The sequence below is a fragment of the Streptomyces sp. CNT360 genome (assembly GCF_000424785.1).
In genome coordinates, this window is record NZ_AUKO01000032.1 from 57,706 (window position 1) to 75,470 (window position 17,765).

Genomic DNA, 17,765 nt, shown 5'->3' on the forward strand with positions numbered 1-17,765 from the left:
GCACCTCCAGCACTCCTCCCGCTGCGCCACGTCCGCACCGCGGACGCGGCACGCGTTGACCGAAGTCCGGCAGGCGGGGCCCTCGGAAGGCGCCGGATCGGGCGGTCCCCGAAACTCACGGACGCCGGCTGCTGCGCCTGGCCGTCGCTCAGGTCCCGCTCGGCTTTCCGCCGGCCCGGCACTGGATCCGCTTCACGCATGCCCGGTTGGGGGACCTCTTCCGCTACCCGTCCCAGCAGTCCGCCTGCAACAAGCTGGTAGCGACCTGTGGAGCATGCCTGGGAATCCGGTGCAACTGCTCGCATCGCGGACCTGCGATGCTGTCCGTCATGGATTCCGAGCCGCGCACTGATCTCGTCCGCCACTACGACGCCGGAGGCTGGTTGGTCCGGTTCGCGGGTCGGATGCTTGTGGTATGTCCGCGGTGCGGGGGGCGCGCGCTCGTGATCCCCCGGCCTGGCCTTCCCGATCCCAGATACTTCAGCGAACTCCTTTTCCAGCCGCGCCGCCTGGCCTGCGGGGGATGCGGTGCAGTCACCGAATGGAAACCTGAGGTGCGGGGGGCTGGGCTGGTCGGCGCGGTATTGGGTGGCAGTGAGGATCCGTTCTTCCACCGGCCGCTATGGCTGCAGACCCGTTGCGCCGGTCACATCCTGTGGGCCTACAACGAGGAGCACGTCGACGAGCTGTCCGCCTATGTCGGGGCGCGCTTGCGGGAGCGTGGCGGAGCGCGGCCGACAATGTCGATGTTCGCTCGGCTGCCGGCCTGGATGAAGGCGTCGGACAATCGCGCGGAGGTACTGGCCGGCCTGGAGACGCTGCGGACGCTGGCCGAACGGGTGGCACCTGCCGACCGCTCCGATGCCGCGCACGGGCGCGGTGACCGTCCACGAGCGCACGAGAGCTTGTACTTCCGCGGCGGCCCCTATGAGTCTTGAGAACCTTGTCACAGCCATTCGTTGACGGTTGCAACGAGGACGGTTGCCTCGTAGCGGACCGCGAGCTCGTCGTATCGAGTGGCGACCGCCCGGTGCCTTGTGAGCCGGTTGATCCTGCACTCGGCCGCGTGGCGCTCGCGGTAGCCGGCCGGGGCGCACCCGTGGGCGGCCCGGTTCGATCCGGGGCACGCGAGCCTTCTGTGGCACGGGTTCGCACTGCGCCGAGTCTCCGCGCTGTCCTGCCGTCATCACGATGGACATGGGTTTCCGGCCTTGCTCGACGGCCAGGCGAAGCTTGCCGGTGAACCCGCCGCGCGACCGGCCCAGCCCGTGATCACGGGGCGCGGTGAAGATGCCACCCGGTGGTTCCTCTGTGGGTGGCCCTCCCTGCGGGTCCCGGCCGCGTGCTGAGGGGCGCGGCACACCGTGGAGTCGACGCTCACTTCCCAGACGATCACACCTTTCGCGGCGGCCAGGGAGTGAAGCCGGGTGCGGATCCGCTGCCAGTTGCCGTTCCCCTGTCGGCCTGCTGCTCATCGGGGACGAGGGCTGCGCCTCCAAGGAACGTGAGGCCGATCCGGCCTTGCGCGGGGCCGCATTGCCGCGGCCGTTGCCCAAACGGGAGAAACGCCGCGCGGGTGAGTCCCTGCTGAAGTCGATGCGGCGGCTGACCGAGTCGGTCAACGACACACTCAAGGGCCGGCTCGCCCCGGAGCGGCAGGCGGCCGGACCTTCGAAGGAGTCGCCGTGCACGTCGCTCAGCGCGCCCTTGCTCTTGCCCTTGCCACGGCGATCCGGCACAGCCACAAGACCAGACAACCGGTCATACGATCCCTGATCACCTACGGCCACTGATCACATCGGAACAACGCGTCCGGGGCCCTCTCAGCCGGTCGCCCGGCTCGGCGGCCGTTCCTGGGGCGGGGAGAGGAGTGAGTCCAGGCCGAACTCGAACCGGTCGTCGAATGATCCGGGGGCGAGGTGGCCGAGGGTGCGGTGCAGAGCAGGGTGGCTGTCCGGGGCCAACGCCGCCGCCAGGCGCTGACCGACCGGTTGGCTCCCGGCCGACTGTTCCTCCTGGGTGAGGCCCAGGGTGAAGTAGATGACCGCCCACGTGGTCCAGGCGGCGTCGCGTTCGTTCCTGCCGCTGTCCAGAAGCGCGGCGACGAGGGCTTCCGCGGCGCGCAGGGTGTGCGGTTCGGCGGGATAGGTGCCGGCCATGAGCGCGGCCCCGTCGCGGTGGGCCAGTACGGCGTGGCGGTAGCGGCGGGCGATTTCGCGTGCACGCTCGTCGGATGAGTCCGGCAGGTCGTCGAGCGAGATCTCGCCGACGATCGCGTCCGCCATGAGATCCAGCATCCGGGCCTTGGTCTTCACGTGCCACAGCACGGTGTTCATCCGCACTCCGAGCCGGTCCGCGACGGCCCGGGTGGACAGGGCGTCCAGCCCTTCCTCGTCGAGCAGTTCCAGCGCGGCGTCGATCACGGTGGCGGGCTGGAGTCGCCCGCCGACTTGCCTGTTGGTCATTGACCTAGTTTACTCCGGGCAGACAACATTGGTCAGCGACCAAGAAAGGTTGAGGGCATGGACCAGCGAAACGTCGTCATCGCCGGGGGCGGCCCGGTCGGGCTCTGGCTCGCCGCGGAACTGCGCAGGGGGCAGGTCCCCGTCACCGTGATCGAGGAGCGCACTCAGATCGACGAGCATTCCAAGGCGCTCACCATCCATCCCCGCACCATCGAGGTTCTGGCCTCGCGCGGGCTCCACGACACGTTCCTCGCCGAGGGGGTGCAGATCCCCAACGGACACTTCGGCGTGCTCGGCAACCGGCTCGACTTCCGGACGCTGGAGACCCCGTACCCGTTCACCCTCGCCCTGCCCCAGAGCCGCACGGAACAGCTCCTGGAGGAAGAGGCGCTCCGCCTCGAAGCCACCGTCGTACGCGGGCACCGGGTCACGGGATTCACCGAGCACGCGGAAGCCGTGACCGTGCAGGTGCAGGGTCCGCAGGAGGCATACGAGCTCCGGGCCGCCTGTCTCGTCGGCTGTGACGGCACCCGGAGCACCGTGCGCACCGCCGCCGGCATCGACTTCCCCGGCACGTCCTCGACCACACTCGGCTGGCTCGGCGACGTCGTCCTCGATGACCCGCCGCGTCTCGGCTACAGCGCCTTCAACCGGCACGGCGGGCTCCTGATCGCTCCCTTGCCGGGCGGACTCCACCGGATCGTCGGGCACAGCCCCGACAGCTTCACCACCGAGTGGCCCGGCGACCTCACACTGGCCGAACTGCAGCGGAACGTCCAGGCCATCGCCGGTGACGACTTCGGCATGCACGACCCCTCATGGCTCTCGCGCTTCGGCAACGCCACCCGGCTGGCCGCCGAGTACCGGCGCGGCCGCGTCCTGCTGGCCGGAGACGCCGCTCACCAGCACCTTCCCGCAGGCGGCGTCGGTATGAACGTCGGCATCCAGGACGCGCACAACCTCGGCTGGAAGCTGGCGGCGACGCTGAACGGCTGGGCCCCGGACACCCTGCTCGACACCTACCACGACGAGCGCCGGCCGGTGGGCGCCCGTCTGATCGAGCACACGCGCGCGCAGGCCGCGTTGGTGACCGCCTTCACTCCCGAGGGCCTCGCCCTGCGCGCCTTGCTCAGCGAGATGATCGCCGAGGTTCCGGCGTTCAGCCGCGAGCTGGCGATGCGGCTCACCGCACTCGACGTGTGCTACCCCGCCACGGACCCGGCCGCCCATCCGCTCACCGGCACCCGTGCCCCCGATCTGTCCTTCGCGGGCGAGGACGAGGGGCTCTTCGCCATGCTGCGCACAGACGCGTATCTCCTGCTCGATCTCACGGCCGATCACGTGCTGAGCGACCGCACACCACCGCGACTCGCCGCCCGCACCGGGCCGCTGGTCGAGCCGCCTGCCGCCTGGGACGGTGTGCGCGCCGCTTTGATCCGCCCCGACGGGCACGTCGCCTGGGCCGGCACCGACACGGAGGACTCCGCACTGCTCGCAGCCCTGGAACACACACTGGACACCACCATGGTGCGGTAGGCGACAAGGACCGCCTGCCACCGTTGGCGGCATCACGAAGGGCGCCGGTGGTGAGAACTGTCAGAGGGTGTCGAACTCGATGTGCACCGACGACGCCCCCCGCAACGGCGCCAGTTGCTCCGCCTCGGTCTCCAGCGACTTCCTGTGACGGGCTGACAGCGGGCCGAATGACGTGATGCTGACGGTCAGCTTCCGCCCGCTCGTGCGTGGGCGCCACGATCCCGTGATCCGACCGTCGGTGAGGACTGTGCCCGGTGCTCCGACGGCCTTCCATACGTCCCGGTGGTACTTCTTGTCGACGATCGTGTCCCGGTCACGGAGCTGGATGTACGGGTCGCGGGGCGGGAGCAGTCGTGCCCCCTTCGGGGTCGGTGGCGACCGCAGAGCGTCGAGATCGTCGGCCAGGACCCACGTCGTCCTCCGTCCGAAGCCGACCTGGACCATCTCGTCCTCGACCTGGCTCCACCACGGGGCGACGTCGCCGGCGCGGAGGCCCAGCCAAGCGGCGAAGTCGGCGCGCGTGGACGGCCCGTAGCAGCGCAGGTAGCGGCGGAGCAGTTCGGCGCGCGCCGCCTCCGGCTCGGTGCGGGGGACCGGACCGCGCAGCCACTCGTGCGCCAGGACGAAGGGTGCCTTGTTGCCTGCGCGCGGCGCGAAGCAGACCACCTGCTGCAACGCGAGGACGCGGACGCAGAAGTGTACGACGGCCTCGCCCAGCGGCTGACCGGCCGCGTGCGGGCCCTCCTGCTCCCAGATGTCACGTCGCCCCTTGGACAACTTGCGGCCGATCCGCTCGGCGATCCGAGCGCCCAGTGCGTCGATCGCGAGCCGTCGGCCGGTCAGGACGTCGACGATCTCGGCACCGGCCAGCTCGACGGCCTCGGTGAGGTCGAGGCCGAGCTTGTCCACTGCCGGACCTGCCCCGAGAACGAACTGGCGCAGCGCGCCCTCGGTCGGCGGCAGCACGCCGGTGGTGAACACCGGTGCGTCCTCGGTCGGGAAGTGGAACGGAGCGCCGCGCATGCACCAGCTCTGCAGCAGGCTCCTGTCCTCGGCGACTGCTTCGTCCACCCGTTCCCTCGTCAGCTCGTGCACCCTCGCGTGCAGGGCAAGCAGCGCTGAACCGGGCGGGCTGTTCTGGACCCCGCACCGCCCGGACGCGTCCAGCAGTCCGCCCCGACTCACGCGCTCCGTGAGGTGATGAGCGTGCAGACGAAACGCGATGACGTCGTTCGTCGAAAACTGCGCGGTCATCGGCTCAGACCATCCGCGGCGGCTCCGCCGGAACGCCCACGCCGAGCGGTCTCCCTGCGGCGTTCCGGCGAAAGAGGGGTCGCAAAGAGAGGGCTCGGTGCCCGAGGAGGCTTCAGGGGGCGCGGCGTGGCAGCAGGCCCCCGGGCGGCGCTCAGTGGCGGGGCCGACTGCGCAGACGGGCAGCCGGCCCGCCTCGTCACTCCTGTCCGGCCTGTGCCGCCTTCCGGCAGGAGTCGGCGCCCTTGCACTTCTCCAGCCGGGCCAGCGCACCGTGCAGCCGGTCACGCCGCCCGGCGGACAGCTCGTCCGCCCGGTTCGTCAGCTGCTGCGGGTCGGAGCGCAGGTCGTAGTACTCGCGCTGCCCGTCGGCGTACTCGACATACAGCTCCTGCGCCGTCCTGAGTGCCTCATAGCTCGGCGGGTTCCCCGCCTTGTCCGGCCCCGCGTCCGGATCGTCCTTCCGGGGCGCCGAGTGACGGTGCTCGACGAGAACGGCGTCGCGCCAGTCGTCCTCCTCGGGGCGCCCGTGCAGCAACGGGGCGAGGCTCCGCCCGTCCGCGCCCTCGTCGGAGCCGAGGCCCGCCAGGTCCTGGAAGGTGGGGGTCATGTCGGTGTTCTGCGCGAGGGCGTCGACCTTTTTGCCGGCCGGCACGTCCGGGCCGGTCGCGATCAGCGGCACGTTCACGTCCGTGTCGTAGGCCGTCTGCTTGCCCGGACGCAGCCGGTGTTCACCCATGTGGAAGCCGTTGTCCGAGCCGAACACGAGGTAGGTGTCGTCGGCGATGCCCTTGGCCCGGAGCTGGTCCTGCAGCTTGCCGATCATGTCGTCCACCGCCTGCACGGAGCGGACGCGCTTGGCGAACTTCCGGTCGATCGAGCGCTGTTCTGTGTCGGTGAGCGGCTTCAGCCCCTGCTGCCACTCCGGAGCGTTCTCGGTGGCATGGTCGTACGCCTCGGGGCGGGGCGCCTTGAGGTGCGGGTAGGAGTCCTTGTCACGCGGGGCGGGCGTGGCGGGCCCGTGCGGTGCGAACGTCGCGAGCTGCAGCATGAACGGCTGCTTCTTCTCGGCCGAGGCGTCGACGAACGAGGTGGCCTTCCGGGAGACGACGTCCGTCAGGTAGTCCTCGGGGTCGTGCCCGTAGTGGTGGACCTTGCCGTTCTCGTTGAGCGCGTAGTTGTACTCGGGATAGCCGTTGCCCGCGACGTCCCACTCGTCCCAGCCGGGTGGGACGTGTCCCGTCGCGGCGCCCTTCTCCTCCGCCGGCTGGTAGCCGTTGAGATATTTGCCCATGAAGCCGGTCCGGTAGCCGGCCTGCTGCATCGTCGGGGCGTAGCAGTGCTTCTCGTTGCCGTGCTGCATGAACGCGCCGTAGCCGCCGTCGTCGCCGGTGTTGGTGAAGACGCCGGTGTTGTGCGGGAAGCGGCCCGTGAGAATGGTGGAGCGGGAGGGGCAGCACAGCGAGTCGGTGGCGAAGAAGTCGGAGAACGTCGTGCCCTCCTGCTGCATCGTCCGTAGGTGCGGCATGTACTGCACCAGATTCTCCGACAGGTCGTCGGTGAGTACGTACACGATGTTGGGCTTGCCGGACGCGTGGTCCGAACCGGTCGCAGTGGCCGAGGAACGCGCTGCCTCGGCGTCCTTGCCGCCGGAGCAGGACGACGCCAGGAGGGCAAGGGCCGCGCACAGCACGGCGATCAGCGTGGGAGAGCGGCGGACAGGGGGCATGAGCAGCACCTCCGCGGTCAGGGGGTGACGGAACGCCCCGACGGTAGCGGCGGTCTTTGTGGAATTCTTGTGGCCCGCGCACGGCCTCCCGGCCCTGGCCTCACCCCGTTTGCCGCCCGTCGCGCGGTGTCCCTCCCGCCGGGCCGCACCACCGGGGAAGACGGACCTCGCCGCGCGTACCGGTGCCGTCCGGGTGGTCGCCGACGTGCAGGGCTGCTCCGTGCAGGGCGGCCTGCTGGGCGACGAGGGCGAGCCCCAGGCCGTGGCCCGCGCTGTGCGGCCCGCGTCGGAAGCGGGCGAACAGGGTGTCCCGGAGCTCCGTGGGGATGCCGGGCCCGTCGTCGTCGACACGGAGCACCACCGCGTCGGCCGTCTCGTGCAGCGAGACCCGTACGCGGGGCTCAGGGCCGTCCCGGCGGCGGCCATGGGTGAGGGCGTTCGCGATCAGGTTGTCGGCGAGGGTGCGCAGCCCGTGCTCCCAGCCGCGGACCGGGCACGGGCCGGCGGGCAGCCCCGACGACAGGTCCGCGCCGGGCAGTCGGCGGCGGGCGTCGGACACGGCGGCACCGATCACCTCGGCAAGGTCGACCGTGGTCATCAGCTCGCGTCCCGCGAGTTCGCCGCGGCCGAGTTCGCGGAGCATCTCCAACAGGCCCAGCATCCGCGCGTGCTCGTGCCGCAGGTCGCCGACGATCTCGTGCAGCTCTGCGGGGGCCAGCCGCTCGTGCTCGGCGAGGACGTCCAGGTCGGTGCGCATGCTCGTCATCGGGGTACGCAGTTCATGGCCCGCGGTGGCCGCGAACGACCGCGCCGTCTCCAGGGCCGACGACGTGCGCACGACCTGTTCGTCGTAGCGGGCCAGCACCGTGCCGAGGGTGGCGGCCAGGTCGTCCACCTCGCTGATGCCGGAAGGCGTGTGTGCAAGCCGTGCGGTGCCGGCATCCGGGTCCAGGCCGCTCGCCTGCTGTTGCAGCCGGCGCAGCGGGCTGCCGGCGCGGGAGACCACCGCCCAGGCCAGCAGGGCGGAGACCGGGGCCGCTCCCAGGGCCACGGCGACGACCCGGTGCCGCACCGAAGCGAGTTGCTCCCGGCCGGCGCTGTCCGAGGCGAAGAGCCACAGCCTGCCGTGCACGCCCGCGTGCGGGCCGTCGATGCGCCGTACCAGCACGCGCCAGGTGCCCCCACCCCCGTGGCCCTCCTCGACGGTGACCGGGCCGTCGGCGGCGGTGGGGAGTTGTGTGCCCACCGCCGGCTGCGGCCCGCCGGTGACCGTTCCCGAGGGACCCTCCAGCCGGATCCCCACGTCCAGGGCGGAGCCGAACATCTGCCGCTCCCGCTGCTGGGCGAGCGCCGGTTTGCCGTCCGCGGTGACGCGGAGCAGTTTGCGGGCGTCCCGGGCCACGCCGGCGGCCCGCTGACGGAGGTGGGTGTCCTGTTCGGCGTGCAGATCGTGCGCGATGAGCAGGTGGAGGAGCCCTCCGCAGACGAGCACGAGCACCGGCACGAGGAAGCCGACGGCCACGGTGATGCGGGTGGACAGCCTCACGCGCGGCCTGCCTGCTCGTCGCGGAAGACGAACCCGACGCCGCGTACGGTGTGCACCAGCCGGGCCCGCCCGTCCGCCTCCGTCTTCCGCCGCAGGTAGCTGACGAAGGTGTCGACGACGTCGCTCCGCACGGCGAAGTCGTACCCCCACACGCGGGACAGGAGCTGGTCCCGGGTCAGGACGAGACCCGCGTTGGCGGCGAGCACTTCCAGCAGTGCGAACTCCCTCCCGGTCAAAGCGAGGTCACGCCCGTCGAGCAGCGCGCGGTGCGCGGTCGCGTCGAGGGTCAGCCCGCCCACGCGGAGTGCGCCGGTGTCCGCGGCTGCCGGGCCGGGCCGGCGGCGCAGCAGGGCGTCGAGCCGGAGGACGAGTTCCTGCAGAGCGAAGGGCTTGACGAGGTAGTCGTCGGCTCCGGCTTGCAGCCCGGCGATACGGTCGGCCGTCTCGTCGAGTGCGGAGAGCATCAGCACCGGCACGTCGTCTCCCTCGTCGCGGAGCGTGCGGCACACGTCGATGCCACTGACGTCGGGCAGCGACACGTCGAGCACCACCGCGTCGGCACGGCCGCCGCGCAACGCGGCGAGGGCCTGGGTGCCCCGCTCCGCCCGCTCGACACGGAAGCGGTGCAGGCGCAGTCCGCGGCTCAGCGAGCGCAGGATCGCGTCGTCGTCGTCCACGACGAGGACCCTTCGGCCGGGGCGGGCCTCCGCGGCGTGCCGCACAGGTGCGCCGGTCTCGTGTGACGTCACGCGGTCCCCTCCCCTTCGTGTCGCCGGGTGCCCCCCGGGGGGCACCGGTGCGGGCACGTCGCACCTCGTCGTGCAGGCGTCGGGGTGCGTGGCGGGTGAGCGCTCCCCGGGGCCGGTTGGAAGGGTACGTCGCCGAAGGCGGTGCAGCCGCTGCCGGACAGGTGGCGGAGGCTGAAGCCGGTCAGGTGGTCGTCCTCGGAGTCGTAGAGGCCGGGCGTCGATCACGCCGTGTCGGGTCCTTACTGGGGCATGCCGCAGGGCGCCGTGGCGGCGGGGTGCGGGTTGCCCTTGGGGAAGTTCTCCCCCTCGCCTGCTCGGTTCTCTCCGAGTTGGGTGCCGTGCCCGTGAACACGTCCACCAGAAAGACGGGGGCCTCGGGCCCGGCGTCCGCGGTCGCTGCGGCCGGTGCGGGGAAAGGCCGAGGAGGGGCAGCAGGCAGCCGAGCGTGACGGCTGCGGCCCTGCGCGCGGGTACGGGCGCGGGTGGTAAAGCGGGCTCCGTTCCGGGCGCCGGGGCATCGGGACCGGGGCGACAGAGGGCGGAGCGCGGTGGGGACGCGCCGCCGTGGCGCGGGCCTCACGCGGTCTCCTGCCCTTCCCGGCCGTGGCCTCGGGTGCGGTCCTGGGCGCGGGCGCCGGTGGACGGCCACACGGCGGCGTCCGGGGGCACGGAGGTGAGGGCGGCGTCCGGGGGGAGACCGTCCAGCAGCCGTTCCGCGTCGTCGGGCAGCGGCACTTCGGCTGCGCCGAGATTCACGACGCAGCGCAGCGGACCGACGGTGAAGTCGAGGGTGTCGGGGGCGGAGTGCGGGTACCGGACGAGCTGCTCGTCGGGGGCGACGGCGGACCGGAGCCGCAGGGCCCGGCGGTAGAGGGCCGGCATGTTGTCCGGCTCGTCGCGTTGGGAGGCGACCGACAGCGGGCCGAACGTCTCCGGCTGCGGCAGCCAGGCGGGCGCGGGACCGGGGCCGTACGGTCCGGACGGCTGCCACGGCAGCGGCACCCGGCACCCGGCACCGGTCCCGCCCCTTGCGGGTGCCCGAGGAGCGGCGGCTGACCGGGGCCTTGAGGACCTCCCGTGGCAGGTCGGCGGCCTCGGGCGGGCCCAACTCCTCGCCCTGGTAGAGGTAGACGGCGCCGGGCAGCGCGGTGACCCCCGGCGTCACCGCGGTGGACGCCGTGGCCCTGGGCGAGGCCGCCATCGACCGCCTGCTGACCCGGGTCGACACCCCGGACGCGCCCGTGGAGACCGTCGTCGTCGACGCGGAGATCCACGCCCGCGGCTCCACGGCCGCCCCGCGGGACTGAGGCGGTGCGCAGCTCGACGGCCGCCCCGCAGGGGGACGGGACGGTCACCCCTCGCACGCGGACGGGGCCGGATCCGCGCCCTCGGCGGGTCTCCGGGCCGTGGCGCTCCAGCATCCCAGCACCTTCTCCGTCGTGGTGACCGTGGCGACGAGGGCGAGGGTGTGCCGGACCATCGCGGAGGTGTAGTCGGCGGGCACGCCCGCGATCGCGTCGGCGGGCACCACGGCGGTGTAGCCCAGGTTGACGGCGTCGAAGACCGCGTTGGGCACCGCCACGTTCGCGGAGACGCCGGTGACGACGAGCGTGCGGATCCCCAGGTTGCGCAGCAGCGCATCGACGTCGGTGCCCGCGAGCGGGGAAAGGCCGTGCAGGCGCCGCACGACCAGATCCTGCTCCGCCACCGGCAGGCCCTCGGCGACCCGAGCCGCCGACGACCCCGCGAGCTGCTGGACGGGGAGCCGTTCGGCGGCGCGGAAGAGCCGCGCGTTGCGACTGGAGCCCCGCCCGTCAGGGCGCCGCTCGGCGATCGCGTGCAGCACCTGGACGCCGGCGCGGTGCGCGCCGGTGGTGAGCCGGGCGACGCGTTCCAGCATGCCCGACCGGCGGGCCTCCTCCGCGAGTTCGGGCAGGGCACCGTCCGTGCCGACGACGCCGCGCTGGCACTCGACGGTGAGCAGGGCAGTGGTGGCGGGGTCGAGCTGGGAGGCGAGCCGGTCGTGCCCGGGCATGGGGTGCTCCTCTCCCTCGTCGAGGTACTCCGAGCGGCGGCAGAATAGGGAGCATTGCGCAGGAGGGGAAGAGCCACCATGCTTTTCCTGACGGGCCGTCAGGAGCGGTCGGGGTCGCAGGAGAGGCGGGACACATGGCTGTCACACGGCAGCGGCGGGGGCGCCGCATCATGATGACGCCCGAGGAGCTCGACGACTTCCTCACCGCCCGGCGCACCTGCCGGGCCGCAACAGTCGGTACCGACGGGGCGCCGCACGTGGGCGCGCTGTGGTTCGTCTGGGACGGCACGTCCCTGTGGCTGTACTCGCTCACCCGCAGCCGCCGTTGGTCCCAGTTGCGGCGCGACCCGCGCATCGCGGTGGTGGTCGACGACGGCGAGGAGTACGGACAACTGCGCGGCGTGGAGCTTTCGGGGCGGGCGGAGTTCGTCGGGGAGGCGCCCCGCACCGGCGAGCCCTGCCCCGAACTGGACCGGGCCGAGGAGCTGTTCCCCGCGAAGTACTTCGACCTCGCACAGATGCCCCACGACGGGCGCCACGCCTGGCTGAAGCTCACACCCGCCTCGCTCGTCTCCTGGGACTTCCGCAAGCTGGGCTAGATGAGCAGGTCCGAGGGCTTCGGGTGCGGCCGCCGGAAACGGAATCCCCCGTAAGCCCACCGCGCGCGGCGCCGGGCACGGACGCAGGCCCGTTCGGCGTCCGGGCGCCGGGCGTCCGTGCTGCGGGCACGGGCCCGCCACGGTGTCGCTCACCGGGGGCTCAGTCGTAGCGCCCGGTCTCGGCGGGGCGGAGGGCGGCGGCCGTGTCGTCGGCGAGGCGGTCGATGTCGGCGGGGGTCAGGCAGGAGACGGTCAGCCGGACGCCGGGCGGGGAGGCCAGCCGGAAGCGCGCACCGGGTGCGGCGGCCCAGCCCGCCCTCAACAGCCGCGCCACCGTACCCGTCTCGTCCCGCACGGGCACCCACGCGTTCATGCCGCTGCGCCCTCGCGCCGGCACGCCGCGCGATGCGAGGGCGTCGAGCAGGGCGGTGCGGCGCGTGTCGTAGGAGGCGGCCACCTCGGCAGGGTCGGGGCTGCGGGACCGCCACAGGTGGGCGACGGTCTGCTGGAGCAGGTGGCTGACCCAGCCCGGGCCCAGCCGCTGCCTGCCACGGACCCGGTCGACGGTGAGCTGGTCACCGGTCAGTACGGCCAGCCGCAGGTCGGGGCCGTACGCCTTCGCGGTGGAGCGGGCCAGTGCCCAGTGGTGGGTGGTACCGGCGAGCGGATGCAGGGGCTCGTCGACGATGCCGTGCCCGTGGTCGTCCTCGATCAGCAGCACGTCGGGGTGGGCGGCGAGGACGGCCCGCAGTTCGCGGGCGCGCGTGGCGCTCACGGCCGCGCCCGTGGGGTTCTGCGCGCGGTCGGTGACGACGACGGCGCGCGCTCCCTGCCCCAGCGCCCGCTCCAGTTCGGCGGGCAGCGGCCCCGCGTCGTCGAGGGCGACGGGCAGCGGACGCAGCCCGAGGGCGGGCACGAGGTCCAGCAGAGCTCCCCAGCCGGGGTCTTCGACGGCCACGGGGTCGCCAGGCCGCAGATGGGCGTCGAGCACCCGCTCGATGGCGTCCATGGAGCCCGAGGTCACCGCGAGCGGCCCGGCGGGTACCCCGTCGGCGTCGAGGGCGGCGCGGGCCGGGGCGGCGAGCTCCGGGGCGATGTCCGGGCTGCCGTAGAGCACCGGGGAGGCGGCGGCAGCGGCAGCGGCGGCGGCCAGCGCGGGGCCGAGCGGCGGCAGCAGCGCCGGGTCCGGGTTGCCGGTCGAGACGTCCAGGCCGCCCGCGGGCGGGGGGACCCGGGCGGGCTCGCGCGGCGCGGTGGCCGGCCGCTCCCGTACGCGTGTCCCCCGCCGCCCCGCCGTCTCGATGACGCCGCGTTCGCGCAGGGCGCGGTAGGCGGCCGCAACAGTGTTCGGGTTCACGCCCAGGGTGACCGCCAGCTCCCGCAGAGGAGGCAGGGGGTCCCCGGGAGCGAGGGCGCCACCACCGACGCCGCGCTCGATACTGGCCGCGATCTCTGCTGCGCCGCGCCCTTCGATCCGGTAATCTCCTAGCACAAAACACATTATGCACTAGTGCAATAGGAGAGGCCAGTGACGAGTCCTGTGCCCGACGACGAGACGACGACCACCAGCAGCAGGGACACGACGGCCGGCGACGACGCGGTCGCCGGACCGGGAACCGGCGGCAGCACGCCGGACGGCAGGGCCGCGTACCCCAGAACCGCGCGCACCACCGCCACCCGGGCACGGGAGCGGGTCTCCTACGACCGCGAACTGGTGCACGGCATCCTGGACGCGGGGTACCTGTGCCACTTCGCTCTCGTGCGGGACGGGGCGCCCGTCGTCATGCCGACGCTGTACGCGCGCGTGGGAGAGCACCTCTACATCCACGGCTCCACCGGCTCCCGGCCGCTGCACGAGGCGGGAAAGGCGGATCCGGGCATACGGGCGTGTGTGACGGTCACTCACGTCGACGGGCTGGTGCTGGCCAGGTCCGGCTTCCACCACTCGGTCAACTACCGCTCGGTGGTGGCGCACGGTCTCGCCTACCAGATCACCGACCCCGGGGAGCGGGTGACGGCGCTCGACGCGATCGTGGACCAGGTCGTACCAGGTCGCGCGCGCGACTGCCGCCCGGCCTCCCCGAAGGAGTTGGCCGCGACCGCTGTCGTCCGGCTCGATCTGACGGAGGTCTCGGCGAAGTCCCGCACGGGCGGCCCCGACGACGAACCGGAGGACCTGGCCCTGCCGTACTGGACCGGGGTGCTGCCCGTCTCCACCTCCTACGGCGCCCCCGTGCCGGCCGACGACCTAGCGCCGGGGATCCCCGTGCCGGACTACCTCACCGCGGGGTGACGTCCGCCTCCGCGCCGGTCGCCCCCTCCGAGGCGGCAACCGGCGCGGAAGAGCCGCGCCGTGCGGCGCCGGAGCGCTGCCGGGGGGTGGAGCGCTGCGCGATGAAGGCGCCCAGCAGCACGACGGCACCGCCGCACAACTGGACCGCGCTCAGATGCTCCCCGAGCAGCACCCACGCAAGCACGGTGGCGATCACCGCCTCCAGGCAGGCGACCACTCCCGCGACGGGTGGCGAGAGCAGGCGCACCGAGAGCACCCCGCTCAGATAGGCGGCCGCGGTGGCCACCAGTACGATCCAGGCCAGCAGCGCCAGCCCCGGCACGAGGCTGCCGTCCAGCTCGGCGCTGCGGGTGAGCACCGCCCAGTCGGTGTTCCAGGGCCGGGCCACCACCGTCAGCGCGAGGGCGCCGATCAGCAGCCCGTAGGCGATGACGCCCATCGGGTCGGCAGGCCCTCGCGCGGTCGGCGCCGCACCGTTCCCGCCGTTGTTCTCTCCGCCTGTCCCGTCGTTGTTCCCGTCCCTGCCGTCCGGTCCCTCCTCGACCGTGCTGCCGTGGTCGGAGAGCACGAAGTACCCCACCTGGCAGCAGGCAGCCCCCAGGGCCAGCAGCAGCCCGAGCCCGTTCAGCCGCAGCCCCGACCACACCTCGACGACGCAGCCGAGGCCCCCCACAGCCAGCACCATGCCCACGGCGGCGGACCGGGTCACCGGGCGGCGCTGGACGAACCGCACCCACAGCAGCACGAGGGCGGGCGCCAGGTACTCGACCAGCAGCGCGACGCCCACCGGGATGCGGGAGAGCGCCGTGAAGTAGCAGGCCTGCACCCCCGCGACGGCCAGCAGCCCGAAGCCCAGCAGCAGCCACGGACGTTCCCGCACCAGCGAGCGGTGCCGCCAGGCGAGCGGCAGCAGCACCAGGGCGCCGCCTGCGGCCCGCAGCCAGGTGACGTGCAGCGGTTCCAGACCCGCCTCGATCAGCGGCTTGGCCGCGACACCGGAGCTGCCGAAGGAGCAGGCGGAGACGAGAGCGAGAACGAGACCCGTGGTGCGGGAGGCGTCCACGGTGGCAGAGGTGGCGGGCATGGCCGCATCCTCTCAACCCGCGACAGGAGTGTCACCCCCGTCGCTCCTGTCGCACTCCGAGCCGTCCGGCCACCCGTGCCACGTCCACCCCGGCGCGGCGCAGCACCTCGGCACCGCGGCACTCCGGGTCGGCCACCACACCGGCGAACAGGTCGAGGCCCTCGGCCTTCGCTCGGCCCCGCCCCTGGGCCCGATCGGCCGCCAGTTCCATGGCCGCCCGGGCGCTGGGAGACCAGCCCGGGACACCGCCGGGCTGCTCCGAGACGGCAGGCACCGCACCGGAGTCCTCCACGGTGCTCTGCCACCGGAGCCCGTAGCCGATGCTGCGCTGCACGAGATAGCCGAGGAGCTTGCCGACCTGCGGGCTGCCGCCGTCCAGCAGCTCCCAGGTGCCGCTGTCCGACTCCAGCAGGCTGTGCAACAGATGCGCCGTGTCGATCTGCCGGTCGCCGTCCCGCGCAGCCCGTCGGCGGGCCGTCGCGATCACTGCAGCCAGCGCGTCGCTGACCTGCGGGTCGACGACGTCGTCGGCTTCCAGGTCGGCTGCTCGGCTGGACGGTGGAGGGTTGCGCACACGAACACCACATCACACACACCTGTGCCGGCCCATCGGCACCCCGTGGCATATGCCGGTCCACCGGAGGGCGGGGAGAAGGGCGTCTCCTCCTCCCCAAGGAGGAGGAAGCGGGCCCACCGCTTCCGGTGCGCCCGCCTCCCCCGGCCGTCCCACGAGCCGGGTCAGCCCTCTTCGGCCAGGATCAGATAGAGGCTCTTCCTGGCGTCGTTGACCACCTGGAGCGCCTTCTCCCGCTGCTCGGACGTGCCGGTCGCCCACACCTGCTGGAAGGCGGCGGCCAGACCGCCCGCCGCAGTACGGGCCTCCTGCATGGCCTCCCAGTCGGCGCCCCGCCCCGCGTCCTCCCAGGGGGCCTCGGCGCCGGCCTCGGCCTCGGCGGTCCCGGCCTCGGTGAGCGAGAAGTGCTTCTTGCCACCCTCGCTCTCGCTGGCGATCAGACCCTCGTCCTCCAGGAGCTGCAGCGTCGGGTAGACCGAGCCGGGGCTGGGCTTCCACGCGCCGCCACTGCGCTCGGCGATCTGCTGGATCATCTCGTAGCCGTGCATGGGGCGCTCCTTGAGCAGCGCCAGGATCGAGGCCCGCACGTCGCCGCGGCGGGCCCGGCCCCGCGGGCCACCCCGGCCGCGCGGGCCGCGGCCGCCGAAGGGGCCACCGCCGAAGGGCGGCCCGAACGGCCCGAAGGCCGCACGGCCCCAGCCTCGCCCCGGCCCGCCACCGGGCCCGCGTCCAGGCCCGCCACCATGCGGCCCGCAGGGGCGGCCCGCCTCGGGTCCGTCCGCGCCGTACTCCGGCCCCGGGCCGTACCTGTGGGGGCCCTGCTCCATACCGGGGCGCCGTCCGCGTTCCTTGCCGGCTTCCGTTCCGAAGGGATACATCGCTGACTCCTTCCACATCACATCTTTGATCAGTCGCGATGCTTCAAAGATATATCGGAAACTCTTTTACGACAACCCCCCGGGTGATCCCTCGGTCCGCCGGCTGCCCACCGGCCCTGTGCCGGCCTGACGGCACCCCGTACCGTCCCGGGAATGAGGATCCGTACCGTCGATGCGTTCACCACCCGCCCGTACACCGGAAACCCCGCGGCTGTCGTGCTGCTGGAGCCCCAGGAGCAGGGCTTCCCCGATGCCGCCCGTCTCCAGGCGCTGGCTGCGGAGATGAACCTGTCCGAGACCGCGTACGCGCACCCGCTCACCGGAGACCCGGAGGCCGACTGGGCGCTGCGCTGGTTCACCCCGACGACGGAGGTGGACATGTGCGGGCACGCCACGCTGGCCACGGCACACCTGCTCGCGGAGGACGGCGTGCTGCCCGAAGGCGCGGGCGTACGGTTCCGCACCCGCAGCGGCGTGCTCGGCGCCGCCCGCGAACCGGACGGCACGCTCGTCCTGGACTTCCCCACCGCCGAACTGACGGCGGCACCCGTTCCGGACGGCGTCGCGGCAGCCCTCGGCGCCCGCCCGGTGGCCGCGTGGCACACCGGGGGTCTCGACATGCTGGTCGTGGAGGTGGCCGACGAGGCGACACTGCGGACGCTGCGGCCCGACTTCGCGGCCGTGGCGGCGCTGTCCAGCCCCGCGGTCATCGTGACGGCGGCCGCCGCGCCGCCCGCCCGGCGCGCCGCCGACGCTCCGGCGCACGACTTCGTCTCCCGCATGTTCGCCCCCGCGCAGGGCATTCCCGAGGACCCGGTGACCGGCAGCGCCCACACCGCGCTCGCCCCGCTGTGGTCGCAGCGCACCGGCCGCGACGAACTGACCGGCCTCCAGGTCTCACCGCGTACCGGCCGTGTGCGCACCACACTGCGCGGCGACCGCACCCTGCTGGGCGGCAGCGCCGTCACCGTGCTGGACGCGACACTGCACGCCCCGCTCCAGTAGGGCGGGCCGCGGAGGGAGCCG

At 73.1% G+C, this 17,765-nt stretch carries 17 protein-coding genes and 2 pseudogenes; 8 read left to right on the plus strand and 11 right to left on the minus strand.

Going from position 1 to position 17,765, the window contains the following annotated elements; translation table 11 throughout:
- Positions 1 to 87: 87 nt before the first annotated feature.
- The 3 genes and pseudogenes from H297_RS44530 to H297_RS44535 form a co-directional block, all read left to right on the plus strand.
- A pseudogene (locus H297_RS44530) lies at positions 88 to 254 on the plus strand (IS982 family transposase); the annotation flags it as partial.
- Positions 255 to 329: 75 nt separating this feature from the next.
- Positions 330 to 938, plus strand: coding sequence for a hypothetical protein (locus H297_RS0123735; RefSeq protein WP_027739095.1), 609 nt, complete (start codon positions 330 to 332; stop codon positions 936 to 938).
- Between the two features lie 523 nt (positions 939 to 1,461).
- Positions 1,462 to 1,793, plus strand: a pseudogene (locus H297_RS44535) (IS982 family transposase); the annotation flags it as partial.
- Positions 1,794 to 1,823: 30 nt separating this feature from the next.
- On the opposite strand, the gene H297_RS0123740 reads toward H297_RS44535, so the two are convergent.
- On the minus strand, positions 1,824 to 2,465 hold the full coding sequence (locus tag H297_RS0123740; RefSeq protein ID WP_027739096.1) for a TetR/AcrR family transcriptional regulator C-terminal domain-containing protein: 642 nt from the start codon (positions 2,463 to 2,465) through the stop codon (positions 1,824 to 1,826).
- Between the two features lie 57 nt (positions 2,466 to 2,522).
- On the opposite strand from H297_RS0123740, the gene H297_RS0123745 reads away from it, so the two are divergent.
- Positions 2,523 to 4,001, plus strand: coding sequence for an FAD-dependent monooxygenase (locus tag H297_RS0123745; RefSeq protein ID WP_027739097.1), 1,479 nt, complete (start codon positions 2,523 to 2,525; stop codon positions 3,999 to 4,001).
- Between the two features lie 60 nt (positions 4,002 to 4,061).
- On the opposite strand, the gene H297_RS0123750 is transcribed toward H297_RS0123745, so the two are convergent.
- The 5 genes from H297_RS0123750 to H297_RS42900 form a co-directional block, all read right to left on the minus strand.
- The gene (locus H297_RS0123750; RefSeq protein ID WP_027739098.1) at positions 4,062 to 5,255 is read right to left on the minus strand and encodes a winged helix DNA-binding domain-containing protein; all 1,194 of its coding nucleotides are present in this window, start codon (positions 5,253 to 5,255) and stop codon (positions 4,062 to 4,064) included.
- A gap of 196 nt (positions 5,256 to 5,451) precedes the next feature.
- Entirely contained in the window at positions 5,452 to 6,981 is a 1,530-nt protein-coding gene (locus H297_RS0123755) for a sulfatase family protein (protein ID WP_037795267.1), read from the minus strand.
- Positions 6,982 to 7,081: 100 nt separating this feature from the next.
- Positions 7,082 to 8,527: a sensor histidine kinase gene (locus H297_RS38055; RefSeq protein ID WP_051352117.1), complete on the minus strand. Its 1,446-nt coding sequence runs from the start codon at positions 8,525 to 8,527 to the stop codon at positions 7,082 to 7,084.
- The gene (locus H297_RS0123765) at positions 8,524 to 9,276 is read right to left on the minus strand and encodes a response regulator transcription factor (protein ID WP_486589639.1); all 753 of its coding nucleotides are present in this window, start codon (positions 9,274 to 9,276) and stop codon (positions 8,524 to 8,526) included. The genes H297_RS38055 and H297_RS0123765 overlap by 4 nt, the downstream gene beginning before the upstream one ends.
- A gap of 576 nt (positions 9,277 to 9,852) precedes the next feature.
- A complete protein-coding gene (locus H297_RS42900) occupies positions 9,853 to 10,278 on the minus strand; it encodes a DUF3459 domain-containing protein (RefSeq protein ID WP_027739101.1) in 426 nt (141 codons plus the stop codon).
- 146 nt (positions 10,279 to 10,424) lie between these two features.
- Between H297_RS42900 and H297_RS43345 the strand changes: the two genes are divergently transcribed.
- Complete coding sequence (locus H297_RS43345) at positions 10,425 to 10,583, plus strand: type 1 periplasmic-binding domain-containing protein (RefSeq protein ID WP_158693724.1); 159 nt, start codon at positions 10,425 to 10,427, stop codon at positions 10,581 to 10,583.
- Positions 10,584 to 10,627: 44 nt separating this feature from the next.
- Here H297_RS43345 and H297_RS0123780 read toward each other — a convergent pair whose 3' ends face one another.
- Positions 10,628 to 11,311 carry a cysteine hydrolase family protein gene (locus H297_RS0123780; RefSeq protein ID WP_027739102.1) on the minus strand — a complete coding sequence of 228 codons (684 nt, stop codon included), beginning with the start codon at positions 11,309 to 11,311 and terminating at the stop codon, positions 10,628 to 10,630.
- A 134-nt stretch (positions 11,312 to 11,445) separates the two neighbouring features.
- Between H297_RS0123780 and H297_RS0123785 the strand changes: the two genes are divergently transcribed.
- Positions 11,446 to 11,910, plus strand: a complete 465-nt coding sequence (locus H297_RS0123785; RefSeq protein ID WP_027739103.1) for a pyridoxamine 5'-phosphate oxidase family protein — start codon at positions 11,446 to 11,448, stop codon at positions 11,908 to 11,910.
- A gap of 160 nt (positions 11,911 to 12,070) precedes the next feature.
- Here H297_RS0123785 and H297_RS0123790 read toward each other — a convergent pair whose 3' ends face one another.
- Positions 12,071 to 13,402, minus strand: coding sequence for an aminotransferase class I/II-fold pyridoxal phosphate-dependent enzyme (locus H297_RS0123790; protein WP_078514515.1), 1,332 nt, complete (start codon positions 13,400 to 13,402; stop codon positions 12,071 to 12,073).
- A 36-nt stretch (positions 13,403 to 13,438) separates the two neighbouring features.
- On the opposite strand from H297_RS0123790, the gene H297_RS38065 reads away from it, so the two are divergent.
- Positions 13,439 to 14,203 carry a pyridoxamine 5'-phosphate oxidase family protein gene (locus H297_RS38065; protein WP_486589640.1) on the plus strand — a complete coding sequence of 255 codons (765 nt, stop codon included), beginning with the start codon at positions 13,439 to 13,441 and terminating at the stop codon, positions 14,201 to 14,203.
- On the opposite strand, the gene H297_RS0123800 is transcribed toward H297_RS38065, so the two are convergent.
- From H297_RS0123800 to H297_RS0123810, 3 genes are all read right to left on the minus strand, one after another.
- The gene (locus H297_RS0123800) at positions 14,190 to 15,287 is read right to left on the minus strand and encodes an EamA family transporter (protein ID WP_027739105.1); all 1,098 of its coding nucleotides are present in this window, start codon (positions 15,285 to 15,287) and stop codon (positions 14,190 to 14,192) included. The two genes, H297_RS38065 and H297_RS0123800, sit on opposite strands and share 14 nt — an antisense overlap.
- Before the next feature lie 31 nt (positions 15,288 to 15,318).
- A complete protein-coding gene (locus H297_RS0123805; protein ID WP_486589641.1) occupies positions 15,319 to 15,861 on the minus strand; it encodes a Clp protease N-terminal domain-containing protein in 543 nt (180 codons plus the stop codon).
- A gap of 164 nt (positions 15,862 to 16,025) precedes the next feature.
- Positions 16,026 to 16,739, minus strand: coding sequence for a PadR family transcriptional regulator (locus H297_RS0123810; RefSeq protein WP_051352118.1), 714 nt, complete (start codon positions 16,737 to 16,739; stop codon positions 16,026 to 16,028).
- Positions 16,740 to 16,892: 153 nt separating this feature from the next.
- Between H297_RS0123810 and H297_RS0123815 the strand changes: the two genes are divergently transcribed.
- Positions 16,893 to 17,744 carry a PhzF family phenazine biosynthesis protein gene (locus tag H297_RS0123815; RefSeq protein WP_027739108.1) on the plus strand — a complete coding sequence of 284 codons (852 nt, stop codon included), beginning with the start codon at positions 16,893 to 16,895 and terminating at the stop codon, positions 17,742 to 17,744.
- Positions 17,745 to 17,765: the final 21 nt, after the last annotated feature.